General features: G+C 46.5%; 11 protein-coding genes. 4 read left to right on the top strand and 7 right to left on the bottom strand.

Annotated elements, in window-relative coordinates; genetic code table 11:
- Positions 1–38 precede the first annotated feature (38 nt).
- The 5 genes from MKY28_RS28330 to MKY28_RS28310 form a co-directional block, all read right to left on the bottom strand.
- Positions 39–899, bottom strand: a complete 861-nt coding sequence (locus tag MKY28_RS28330; protein WP_036667841.1) for a M56 family metallopeptidase — start codon at positions 897–899, stop codon at positions 39–41.
- 1 nt (position 900) lies between these two features.
- Positions 901–1317, bottom strand: coding sequence for a BlaI/MecI/CopY family transcriptional regulator (locus MKY28_RS28325; RefSeq protein WP_036612800.1), 417 nt, complete (start codon positions 1315–1317; stop codon positions 901–903).
- 208 nt (positions 1318–1525) lie between these two features.
- Positions 1526–2989: a catalase gene (locus MKY28_RS28320; RefSeq protein ID WP_047840780.1), complete on the bottom strand. Its 1464-nt coding sequence runs from the start codon at positions 2987–2989 to the stop codon at positions 1526–1528.
- A 290-nt stretch (positions 2990–3279) separates the two neighbouring features.
- Positions 3280–4086, bottom strand: a complete 807-nt coding sequence (locus tag MKY28_RS28315; protein WP_036612804.1) for a winged helix-turn-helix transcriptional regulator — start codon at positions 4084–4086, stop codon at positions 3280–3282.
- The gene (locus MKY28_RS28310) at positions 4062–4457 is read right to left on the bottom strand and encodes a Fur family transcriptional regulator (RefSeq protein ID WP_036612807.1); all 396 of its coding nucleotides are present in this window, start codon (positions 4455–4457) and stop codon (positions 4062–4064) included. Before MKY28_RS28310 ends, MKY28_RS28315 begins: the two co-directional genes overlap by 25 nt.
- 271 nt (positions 4458–4728) lie before the next feature.
- Here MKY28_RS28310 and MKY28_RS28305 point away from each other — a divergent pair, with 271 nt between their 5' ends.
- The gene (locus tag MKY28_RS28305) at positions 4729–5841 is read left to right on the top strand and encodes a GGDEF domain-containing protein (protein ID WP_100528313.1); all 1113 of its coding nucleotides are present in this window, start codon (positions 4729–4731) and stop codon (positions 5839–5841) included.
- Between the two features lie 140 nt (positions 5842–5981).
- Here MKY28_RS28305 and MKY28_RS28300 read toward each other — a convergent pair whose 3' ends face one another.
- Positions 5982–6920 (bottom strand): aldo/keto reductase family protein, encoded by a 939-nt coding sequence (locus MKY28_RS28300; RefSeq protein ID WP_047840782.1) that lies wholly within the window; start codon positions 6918–6920, stop codon positions 5982–5984.
- A gap of 153 nt (positions 6921–7073) precedes the next feature.
- Positions 7074–8711: a hybrid sensor histidine kinase/response regulator gene (locus MKY28_RS28295; RefSeq protein WP_100528311.1), complete on the bottom strand. Its 1638-nt coding sequence runs from the start codon at positions 8709–8711 to the stop codon at positions 7074–7076.
- Positions 8712–9192: 481 nt separating this feature from the next.
- Here MKY28_RS28295 and MKY28_RS28290 point away from each other — a divergent pair, with 481 nt between their 5' ends.
- From MKY28_RS28290 to MKY28_RS28280, 3 genes are all read left to right on the top strand, one after another.
- On the top strand, positions 9193–11154 hold the full coding sequence (locus MKY28_RS28290; protein WP_051447284.1) for an anaerobic ribonucleoside triphosphate reductase: 1962 nt from the start codon (positions 9193–9195) through the stop codon (positions 11152–11154).
- On the top strand, positions 11151–11660 hold the full coding sequence (gene nrdG, locus MKY28_RS28285) for an anaerobic ribonucleoside-triphosphate reductase activating protein (protein ID WP_036667845.1): 510 nt from the start codon (positions 11151–11153) through the stop codon (positions 11658–11660). The genes MKY28_RS28290 and nrdG overlap by 4 nt, the downstream gene beginning before the upstream one ends.
- Positions 11661–11876: 216 nt before the next feature.
- Positions 11877–12716, top strand: a complete 840-nt coding sequence (locus tag MKY28_RS28280; RefSeq protein ID WP_340937618.1) for a methyl-accepting chemotaxis protein — start codon at positions 11877–11879, stop codon at positions 12714–12716.
- Positions 12717–12740: the final 24 nt, after the last annotated feature.

Here is a 12740-nt window from a genome sequence, read left to right as displayed (position 1 = left end):
TCCTCATTATATTCGACTTCACATGTAGCCCAATTAATCTATCCGATGGACCAAACAAACAAGATAGACAGCAATAGAAAAACAGTAGCCGACATCAGAACAGCATAACGTGGCAACCTCAACGTTACGTCCTGTTCCGGGTCCAGCAGACGTGAAATCCGGACATTCACCGACGTATCCGCAAATGAGGATTGAACGGTCAGTTCTTTGGCCCCCCAAGGTTCAGGACAAGCACGGAGCAGCTTGAGCAAAGCACTGCCAATGCCTGCCACATTGCCTGTACGCTCAATGGCCTCATTGTCTGCCAGAATTTCTCTAACGATATTGTAATGTTTCGAAGTATGCTTCAATACGGGAATGTACGGCATCATGATTGCAAATACCGATAACAGTGTTGTCTTCAGTGGGTCACGGTGCCACAGATGATGGACTTCGTGGTACACAACTGCAGTCTCCTCTTCTGCATCCAGCATCGTCAGAAGTCCCGTGGAGAGTACGATGCAAGGTCTCCATAAACCAATTGTAAATGCAACCGGAGAATGCTTGTCCACTACAATGAATCCTGGCTGTCCGAGATGGTGATACTTGGACTCCAGTTCGCGAGACAATGCACGCACCTCCATGGAGCGAAGTTTACGTACGGCTGCTCTGGTTTTCATCATACGCACCATTAACAACCAACCTGTTCCCGCAAATGTCAGCAATACCAGTGCCAGCAGGAAATGTCCCACGGATAACCATCCCAGTCGACTCATCCAATGATTGCAGAGCCAGAGCAGGTTAAACGGGATATCCCAGCCAAAAATTTTGTACATCGCGTACATGAACATCTGCATGAACACGAGTAACGGAATGCCAAACCCGACGGTAAACAAAAGTTTCGAGCGGGTCTTCCACATCTTAATCGCTATCCTTTTTCCATTGTTTGATCTTCTGTTCCAAGCGTTCAATCAGACCCGCATCTGCTTCGTCCAGCGCATCCAGCATATGATTCAATGCCAAAGCTCCGAATTCATCTACCAACTCATGTGACAGTTCCTTGGATTGGTCGTTCATAAACTCCTCCTTGCTCTGTACCGGTTGGTACAAAGATGTTCTGCCCTTTTGTGACTTTCCGAGAAGTCCCTTGTCTACGAGCCGGTTCATCACGGTCATGACTGTATTAAAATTGACGTCTTTGTCTTGTTCAAGTGCGGTCTGCACTTCACGGATGCTACTGCCAGGATGAGCCCATAAAATGTCCATAATCTTGGCTTCCAGCGGACCGAAAAATCGGTTGAGCCCACGCTCACCCACTTTGAAATTGTGTATTCTCATTTTCTGACACCCCTCACACTACCCATTGTAGTGCCATCAAATGAGAAGTCAACCTCTATGTCAGCTATTTTATGTAAATGATTTGTAAATTTGTTTTCCATTTCAGTAAAAAAGGCCAAAGACCGGGAGTTCCGCACGTTCGCGGTTCTGCCCGGTCTTCAACGAATATTAGTCCGTATGATGTTGTAGAACATGGTCAAACTGTACTTTATTTTCCATCCTGTGACGGCATATGTGCAGAAATATCCACGCCGAGTCCATGAGCTAAACGTCCGCCAAGCTGTCCATCCGCTCGGAAGAAGTGACACAGGGCACGCATTTGAATATCAACAGATACGCCCTTAAGGTCATTGATCAGATTATCAAGCAAATGCTGCTGCTCTACAGGAGTAAATGAACGGAAAAGCTCACCTGACTGCGTATAATCATCCGTCTTCTCGATTTTCTCTCTTGTAACATGCCCTTGCAACGGAACCTGACTGTCCCGGTATGCCGGATCTTCTTGCGGGCTGTTTCCGGAACTGTTGGGTTCATAGTTCACCGGAGATGGGTCCTGATTCACATTCATGAGTCCATCACGCTGATGATTACGAACGGGTGCGTACGGGCAATTCACCGGAATTTGCAGATAGTTCGGTCCAAGCCGGTGACGCTGTGTGTCTGGATAGGAGAATAGGCGTCCTTGCAACAATTTGTCTTCGGAAGGCTCAATTCCGGGTACAAGCGCACTAGGAGAAAAGGCCGCCTGTTCCACTTCAGCAAAGAAGTTTTGCGGATTCCGATTCAGGGTCATGGTCCCTACCGTATGGAACGGCAATACATCTTCAGGCCATGTTTTGGTTGGATCGAGCGGATCAAAAGCAAAATCATCCATTTGCTCAGGCTTCAAGAGCTGTACCTGAAGCTTCCACTGTGGGTACTGCCCGTTCTTGATATGTTCATGCAGGTCCCGGGTAGCATGATTAAAGTCTTGCCCCTGTACCTCGGCAGCTTCCTGACGAGAGAAGCCTCGCACGCCTTGTGCAGACTCCCATTTGTATTTCACATAGTGGACCTGTCCCTGTGCATTAATCCATTTGAAAGCATGTACGCTGAAACCATCCATCTCCCGATAACTTGCTGGTGTGCCCAGATCAGAGAACAACCAGGTCATCATATGTGTTGATTCCGGTGAGAGGGTCATAAAGTCCCAATATCGGGCAGGTTCCTGAATGTTTGTATCCGGAGCCGGCTTCAAGGAATGCACCATATCAGGGAACTTCATCGCATCACGAATGAAGAAAACGGGCAGATGATTACCGACAATATCATAGTTGCCTTCCCGTGTGTAAAATTTGACGGAAAATCCACGTGGATCTCGTGCAGTCTCTGGTGATCCCGTACCATGAATAACGGTTGAAAAACGAACCAGCACATCCGTCTCCGTACCTGGATCTTGCAGGAAGTCAGCTGTTGTATAAGCCTTCATACTCTGCTCCAGCGTGAATACACCATGAGCTCCGGCACCTCTCGCATGTACGACTCTTTCGGGAATACGTTCACGGTCAAAGTGGGCTATTTTCTCAATGAGATGGTAGTCTTCAAGCAGTGTCGGCCCTCTTCTGCCTGCTGTGCGGGAATTCTGGTTGTCACCTACAGGTGCTCCCTGATTTGTTGTCATACGTTCTGTCATCATGTCGTCCTCCTCTAATGGGTCTCACGGCTGTTATATATCTACTATTAAAATCATATTCGGCTTCGGTTTAAATATACATTTAGACTTGATCTAACTGTTAAATTGATTCTAACATGTCCCACTCTGCTCTTGCATGAGGTTCACATGAGATTAAGATGAGGTTCTTCAACATTCATGAATGAACTATGAACATGTTTTAAGGGAATGATTCTGATCTGCCTATCTATTAGGTAGTACCCGAAAAAGCATGAAGTGAAAGATAAAATTTGGGCAAAAAAAAAAGCGGACTAATCCGCCAGGCGGTAGCCCACTCCTCTTACTGTTACAATATATTGCGGCGAAGACGCATTATCGCCCAATTTTTTGCGCAAGCTTTTGATATGAACATCGACCACATTACTTCCACCCGTAAAGTCCGTCTCCCAGATATCGCTGAGCATCTCCTCACGGGAAATGACTGCACCTTTGGCATCGATCAGCTTGAGTAACAGATCATATTCGGTCTTGGTTAGATGAATGCGGTTATTATCGCGCTGCACACTCATCCGTTCACGATCAAGCCACAGATCTTTAAATCCGATACGGTGTCCTTCCTCAGGCAAAAAACCACGGTTGGGCAAAGCAGGACTGTTGCCAATCATGCGCTGCACCCGGTAAAGTGCTTCCTGCGGGCGTGCAGGCCACACCAGCAACTCCTCCTGAAGCATCGGTCCACTTGCACTGCCAATCATCTTCTCACCAACCAGATACAGACAAGGGGTTGTATGCTCAGCCTCACGATTCAATCGGCTGCTAATGCCGGCAAATGCATCAATAGTTCCAGCAACAGACAGATCATAGATCAACAGATCAAAGACAAGACGCTCATGCAGATCCGGTTCCCAGCGATGGAAGACCAGTACATCAAAGCAACTATCCGTTAAGGCCTTTACCAGTTCATGAACCTGCCCCGGCATCGGGCTGATCAGAATAACACGCCGTGTAACCGGACAATTGTCCACAAGGGGTGTTGAGTCAGACAAGGCTGGTTTAACCCTTAGGGGTAAACGGCGGCCAGGCAGTTTTATTTTCACTTGATCCGTTTGTTTCTGCATTCCCCGCAGACACCTCCAAAGACCACATGAGCATGATCGATTGCATATCCGGTTTCTTCAGCTACCTGTTTCATCCATTGTGGAGGAACTTCCGTCATCACCTCGTCCACTTTGCCGCACACTTCACACATAATGTGCTGATGATCATCCATACGGGCATCGTATCGGCTTGCTGTCTCTCCGAGTTTAAGTTCCCGTATCAATTCTTTGTCCGTCAGATAACGAAGAGAATTATACACCGTACCATAGGCCAGATTATATCCTTGTTCCACGAGTCGATTCATGACATCAGCAGCTGTCGGATGATCCTCTGAATGGCGCACCACATCATATACCGCTTGCCGTTGTATCGTCAGATTTAAAGTTCTCACAACCATTTCTCCTTTATTATTGATCCATTTTATATGAAATCAGACACTGATCTTCTACTTATGATGGTCTTCCCAAAAAGAAGGAATATATTTTGATTTAGATTAAGTATAAATCTCATTGCATATTGAAGTCAATATCACTCTAACATCCTGATATGCAAATAAACCACCTTTACCAGCAATCCCCTCATAAATTTGGGATAATATGGTTCGCTACAGCACCACTTTTCAGATAAAATATAGGGATGTGCGTAAAAAGGGGGAATGTCGGTTGTTTAGCACTTTTTTCATTAATATCTGTGTCATGATTACGTTTATGTATGTGTCCGGGATCATCGCAAAGTTCTATAGTATCCGATTGCCTTTTCCCTCGTTACGTGTTCAGTTGATCGGCGGCTTATTATTCGGTATATATGGCACAGTACTCATGAACTATTCTTTCCCTCTGAACGAAACTACGATTGTAGATCTACGGCATCTGGCCATCGTTACCGCAGCGGTATATATGGGAGGATTAGCTTCAGTCGTTACGGGACTCATGATCTCGGTCATTCGTATTCTGATGTTCGGCTTATCATCCTCTGCCATAGATGCAGGTTTTGTCATGACTCTGATCGGACTGTCCGGTGTATACTTCGCCTATGCTCCTTGGTCCAGACTGACCAAAATAATTACAATGAATCTGCTTGGCATGACATTAATCTTTATCATCCTTATGTTGAACACGGACAGCATGAATTCATTAATGAAGATATATCCGTTACAAATGACCATTTCTTTTGCCGGTGGAATATTTATCTATTTCATTGCAGAATTCATTAATAAATCCAATGAAATGTTATTTCTATTGGAAAAAAGAGCTTCTACTGATCATCTTACCAACCTGAGCAATCGACGACAGTTCGAAAAATCACTTCAACTGGAACTCCAGCGTGCGCGGGATTACCAACAGAAGCTTTCCTTGCTTGCCATTGATATTGACCGATTCAAAAAGGTAAACGACACCTATGGTCATTCCGCTGGCGATGCGGTCCTGAAGCAACTTGGACAACTGCTTGTTGAGCATGCACGTTCTGCTGATATCGTGTCACGAAACGGTGGGGAAGAATTCGCCATTCTCTTGCTCGACTGTGGACACCGTCAGGCCGTGGCTACCGCCGAATCTATACGACAGGCTGTAGAGAAATACCATTTTGCTCTGCCTGACGGGCACACGACACGTCTAACCATCTCCATTGGTGTAGCCGTGTACCCCGATCATTGTGATGATCATGACGATGATGACTTCTTCGAACAGGCCGATCGTGCTTTATATGAAGCCAAGAATACAGGGCGTAACCGTGTGTGTGCCTTAACTTTTCGTTCCTTGCCTCTTACGCTTTAAAGTAAGATCTAACCTTTCAATAATCTAACCTTTCAACGTTCTCCAAAAAAGGGATGTCTCGTTCGCCTATTCAGGCGCACAGGACATCCCTTGCTTTATGGATCATTGCATATCATCTCAGCTTGTGTAATGACAGGAGATCAAGCAAGGATGCTCTCAATCTCCTCCACAATGGCAGCATCCAGCTTCACGCCAGATGCAGCTGCGTTCTCTTTTACCTGCTCGGGACGACTCGCCCCTACAAGTGCACTGGATACATTGTTCTGGCGCAGAATCCAGGCCAGGGCCAGTTGGCCAACCTTCAGATCCAGCTTGTCTGCCACTTCAATCAGTTGACGAACTTTCCCGATACGATCCGCATTGATCTTTCCTTCGTCCCATCCTAGTTTGGCAGCACGGCTATTCTCTGGGATATCGGAAACGGACGTATATTTCCCGGTCAATAGACCTTGAGCAAGCGGGGAGTATACAACTTGTCCGATGCCTTTACGCTCGCCGAGCGGAATAATTTCATTTTCGATATAACGGTCAAACATGTTGTACACCGGCTGATTGACCACGATACGATCCAGGAGCAGACGGTCTGCTGTACCCAACGCAGCTTCCATCTGAGCCGCAGTCCATTGGCTGACGCCTACATATAACACTTTGCCTTGGCGTACCAGATCATCGAGCGCGCGGAGTGTTTCTTCAATTGGTGTTTCGGTATGATAACGATGGCAGTAATAGATATCCACATATTCAACGCCTAGGCGCTTCAAGCTGGCTTCACATTGCTCTTTGATATGTTTGCGAGACAGCCCTTGGTCATTCGGACCATCACCCATTTTGCCAAATACTTTGGTTGCAAGTACATAAGAGTCACGGGAATATGCTTTGAGCGTCTGCCCCAGCAGTTCTTCTGCTGCACCCCGTTCGTATACATTGGCAGTATCAAAAAAGTTAATGCCTTCATCAAATGCAGTTTCAATTGATTTCACCGCATTCTCACGTTCCACATACCCTCCGTACGTCAGCCAGCTTCCCAGGCTAATCTCGCTTACTTTCAGTCCGCTTCCACCTAATCTGCGATAATCCATTGATTGCATATCCTCCTCTGTTGGTTATAAAGATGAAGTTCACTTTCTATTGTAACGTAACCAGCTCGGAATAAAAGGGCTTTGGCTCAGAAAATGGAAAATGAAAAAAGGCGCACCTATAAGGTGCGCCGAATAAAGATCTATGATCATGATCTAAGGCAAAGTAATGCTCAATGCATTCAACAGATCAGCCTGTCTGACCGGCTTGGTCAGAACAGCATCAAAGGCTTCTGCTTCATGCAATTCAATGTGCATACCATAAGGAACAAGAACAATGACGGGCAGATTCTCCAGTCGCTGTTTCAGTTCATGTACAAAATCAACCGCGCCGCCTTCCATTAATCCCATATCCACAACGGCTACATCCGGCATGAATCCTTCCTTGATCCAATCATGCGCTAATGTCACACCCGAGGTCATGTGTACATCCATCTCCCACCTACGCATCAGGGAAGAGACACCTTGCAAAATGTCAGGGTCCTTGGCAAGCAACACCTTTTTCCCTTTTAACCGCTGCTGAACACTTGCGAGTTGAGGTAACTCCCAGTATCTGCGCAACGGAAGGGAGATGTTGAATTCCGTCTCATTTTCCTTCACACTGCTCACCTGAATACGGCCATGCATGAGAATGGCAAGATTCTGGCTTACAGCTAAACCCAGATTGCTTCCAATCAGTTTTTGGATATTCAAATTTTCATCTTGGCTGTTAAAGGTTGGTGTCTTCTTGTCCGATAACATCTGACCCGTGTACTTCACCTTGAGCTGAAGTGTACCGGTCTCCTCCAATTCTCCTCCGTTCACCACTGCTGTGATCAGAACGGAACCTTCACGCGTTGAATCGAGAGCATATTGAATGACGTGTGCAAGCAACTGTCCAATCTTGACTTCATCACCAACAAACACTTGAGATACATTCAGTTCAAGATTTAATCCCAGCTCAATGTTCTTGCCCGTCGCAATCCCGGCATAGAGATACACGGTATTCTCAATGGTGCCTACCAGATCAAACGGATCATCATGTATAACCGTTTTACCTGCTTCATTAATGTTGAAATTCATCATATTATTCAGCAAGGAAAGCAGAATATTGCCGCTTGTCTCAATCATGTTCACATATTCGGACTGCTCCTCAGGCATATCCGGTGTGCGCATCAGATCTGTCAGTCCCAAAATACCGTTCAAAGGATTGCGAATCTCGTGACTCATTAGCTTCAACATCTGTGTTTTGGTCATAGCCTCAGATTCGGCACGTTCTTTCTCTGCCTGGAGCTGTTCTTGCATTTGTTCCGAATCACTCAATTTCTGCTCCTGAACATGCAACGTGCTTTCCAGATCAACAACATAACCCAGGAATACAGCCATTGCCTTCAGTGTCTTCATATCGGTTTCGCTGATCACATAACCAGGATCATCCATCAGACAGATGGTACCAAATGTTTCGCCCGATCTTCTCATAATAGGCACGCCCACGAAGAAGCGATTGCCAAGTCCGCTCGTAACGCCCATGGATCGTGTCATCGGATGTTCACATGTATCCGGGATCGTAAGAACGCTACCGTTGTCTCTTAATACCAGGCTGCAATATGAATCCGTAAATGGAAGTGCACTGCCTTTAACAACTAACTCTTCCGTACGATTAAAGGCCTCCAAAATGACATTGGTCACCCCGTCATTCGTGGCAACAAAGATGGTATTGACCTTCAATATACCACTTAATACGTCTACGATATGAGCCGCAGCTTCCTTTATATCTTCATAGAAGCCTCTTGTAATGCCTTCTGCCGTCCCCATGATTCACCCCTCTTATCTTAGCTGCACTTTCAAATCTGTATTTCAGAATGTTTAATCACGTACAGGGGTCATCAAAAATCCGAATAGCTGTCACAATCTATACTTATATGATTAACACCGTAGAAGTATAAGAGAATCATACTCCCTGCCTATTGCCCATTTGTGGACAAAAGCAGGTCTTAAACGGATGGTTTAACGACCGCGAATTCATTGCAACTCGCCTTTTCAGCTTGATTAAAGTCCATCTTGTCCGACTTCGGATATTATACTTGCAGAATAACTAGAAATTATACGCTTCCGCTCAGACTTTGGGAACCTTTATCCGTAGCAATTAAAGGAAAGTCCACTTTGTTCAGTAAGCTGTGTGATCATTATCACACCCAAAAAACCACATATAGTTTATAAATGGATAAGACGAATCTACATATAGTATTTAACGTGAATTGAATGATAACCAAAATCATTTTAGGAGGAACCTTACATGAACATGCTTGAGTATGCCACCCCACTGGCATCCGATCTATTATCCGACCTGGGAAGACGAATTATTGGCGCAGAAGACGCCGATACGCTGAGGGAAAATGCGAATCTGAACGGGGATTCCTTCAGTGGTAAGATGAGCAGGCTCGGTTCGGAGACCGCCAAGTGGCATGCTCTGCGTCATGTGTTGCCGGAAGAGCTTGCCCAAGCTGTGGAGAATGGGGATCTGTATGTACACGATCTGGATCAGTATGCACTTGGAACGACCAACTGTATCTTTATCCCGTTTGACCGTCTCCTTGCTGCGGGTTTCAACACAGGTAACGGATCGGTTCGCACACCTCAGACGATCATGTCTGCCATGGCTCTGGTTGCGATCATCTTCCAATCCCAGCAGAACAGTCAATATGGCGGTGTATCGGCCAATAAAATTGACTGGGATCTGGCCCCTTATGTACAGCGATCGTTCCGCAAACACTACCGCAAAGGGCAACGGCTCTTTGGTGAAAATGTTCTGATCGGGGATGAACAGCTTCATCTGGATAGCATCGAAGCGAAGAATCAATGTCCGCGGGCATATGCCTTCGCCTATGAAGAGACTGAATTGGAGACAGGACAAGCTGCTGAATCACTGATTCATAACCTGAATACGATGAGCAGCCGGGCGGGTGGTCAGATTCCATTTACTTCACTGAACTATGGATTATGTACTTCTGCGGAAGGACGGTTGGTATCACGCTCGTTGCTGGAAGCAACCATTCGTGGCCTGGGCAACGGGGAGACTCCCGTGTTCCCTCAACATATTTTCCAATGTAAACAGGGGATCAATCAGGCTCAAGGAGAGCCGAACTATGATCTGTTCCGGCTCGCAGTCACCTGTTCATCCCGGCGGATGTATCCTAACTTTGTCAATGTGGATGCCTCTTTCAATCTGCCTTTCTATCATCCGGAAGATCCGGATACGATCATTGCAACTATGGGATGCCGCACACGTACACTGGCTGACCGGTTTGGTCGCAATCGTCAAAGTGGTAAAGGTAATCTGTCCTTCAACACCATTAACCTCGTGAAGCTCGGCATCCGGTTTGGCATCTGCCAAGGTGCAAGAGCTGTCGCTGACCGAGCCGGATTCTATACTGCTTTGGAGTCAGTTATGCATAATGCCGCTTCCGGCCTGTTGCACCGCTACCGAATTCAGACATTGCAGCCTGCCAAGGCATCGGACTTCATGATGCGGGAGGGTGTATGGGAAGGTGGAGAACAGCTTGGCCCGAACGAGCCGGTTGCCGAGCTTTTAAAGCATGGAACATTATCTCTTGGTTTTATCGGTCTCGCGGAATGTATGACAGCTCTCTATGGGCGCCATCATGGGCAGGACCCTCATGTACATCGCGAAGCGCTCAACATTATTCGGACCATGAGAGAGTTCTGTGACCGGATGAGCGAGCAGCATAACTTGAATATCACCCTGTTTGCCACACCTGCTGAAGGGTTGTCCGGCAAATTCACGAAGATCGACAGAGAGCGTTATGGCATTATTCCCGGAGTGAATGATCGGGAGTATTATACGAATTCATTCCATATCCCGGTCTACCACACGCTTCCAGCATATCGGAAGATTGAACTGGAGGCACCGTTCCATACGTTATGTAACGCGGGTGCAATCTCCTATGTGGAGCTTGACGGAAACGTTCGGGCCAACACCGCAGCTTTCCTGCGGATCGTACAGTATGCACTGGCGCAGGATATCGGTTATTTCTCCATTAATCATCCAATTGATCGCTGCCCTGCATGTGGTTATGAAGGCGTCATTGGGGATGTATGCCCAAGCTGTGAAGCCCATGAGAACCATGTACACTTCCAGCGGTTACGCCGCGTAACTGGCTATCTGACCGGAGATTACAAAGTACGCTTCAATGCTGCGAAGCAAGCCGAAGTGCGGGATCGGGTGAAACACCGGTGAATCTATATGGTTACATCCCGGAATCGGTGAATGAAGGAATCGGCCTGCGTGCCGTGTTGTTCATCAGCGGATGCCGTCACGCCTGTCCGGGCTGCTTCAGTCCGGATTCATGGAGCTTTCGAGCGGGTGAGCCCTTTACAGAGGAGCGGCAGCAGCAGATTCTGCATGAAGTGACGACCCATCCATTGCTGGATGGCGTTACGTTGTGTGGTGGTGATCCCTTTTTCTCGGCAGCAGAATGTACGTCTTGGGTCCAGCAGCTCCGCGCTGCACGTCCTGATCTGACGGTATGGGCCTACACGGGATTCGAATATGAAGAACTGATTACCGACCCTGCAAGAGCGGAGCTTGCCCGGTTGTGCGATGTGATTATTGACGGTCGATACGTTGAAGCGGAGCGTGATGTTTCCCTTCCCTTCCGCGGCAGCCGGAATCAGCGTTTGATTGATGTCCGTGCAACACTAGCCACTCGAACCATCGTTACAATGCAGCTCAGTATGCTGTAAACATTGGTTTTATTCCCCTCACCAACTAACAAGGCACGGGTCCCCAGCGGACTCGTGTCTTGTTGGCGTATAGCGGTCTTCTTTAAGAAATAGGTTTTATCCATTCTCTCTATTTTCTTCTCTATTGCATGACGATATATAATATAGGTAGTTATTAAGTTAGCATTTAAAATTTAACCGTTTACATAAGGTAACCAGGGAGGAATCATCTTTTATATGGATATTGTTCAAGCATTAATTACATGTATGCCTTTCTTTCGAGATACGATTCGTCAGGATGTAACCCTCTCCGTGATTGATCATGAGAAATTCCTATATTTCTCAGCAGGGGAATCGTTAAAACAACTGAATTATCAACCCGGCGACCCTCTATTGGATGGAAATCGAAATTTTGCTGATCTCAACGGCAGTACAGTCAAACGATTCGATCACTATCCTAAAGATTTATTCGGTGTTCCTTTTGACGTGGCTTTTATTCCCATTAAAAATGAACAAGGTGAAGTCATCGCCCTGTTTAACCTGCTCTACAGTATGAATGATCAGGACCAGTTGCAACAGCTCATGGATGCTACCGAAAATCTGACTAACCAGTTAATTGACAGTGTACAGCATGTAGCTGCACACTCCGAGGAACTCAGTGCCACAACTGAAGAGATCCGGAATAATTCCAAACAAGCCGTACAGAAATCAGGCAATGTCACTCAGGTCGCCAGTTTCATTCGTGAAATCTCCGAACAAACCAATCTGCTCGGCTTGAATGCTGCCATTGAAGCTGCTCGTGTAGGGGAAGCTGGTGCAGGTTTTGGCGTTGTTGCCAAAGAAATTCGCAAACTGTCTGTGGATACCAAAGAAGCAACGGCCCGTATTGAAGATTCTCTTCTGTCGGTTCGGCAATCCATTCAAGGCATGGAGAATGAACTTGGTGAGATCACTGCAAGCTCCCAAGAGCAGGCTGAACTCGTAAACAATTTCATGAGCACAATTGAACAATTGAATGAAACCAACAAACAATTGAAGCAATTTGTGCAAAAAATGATTACGTTTGACGGTAAATAAAAATACGTTTAATGAAACAAACGC

The organism is Paenibacillus sp. FSL R5-0473 (genome assembly GCF_038004565.1).
Lineage (GTDB): Bacteria > Bacillota > Bacilli > Paenibacillales > Paenibacillaceae > Paenibacillus > Paenibacillus amylolyticus.
This window is presented reverse-complemented; position numbering and strand designations above follow the sequence as displayed.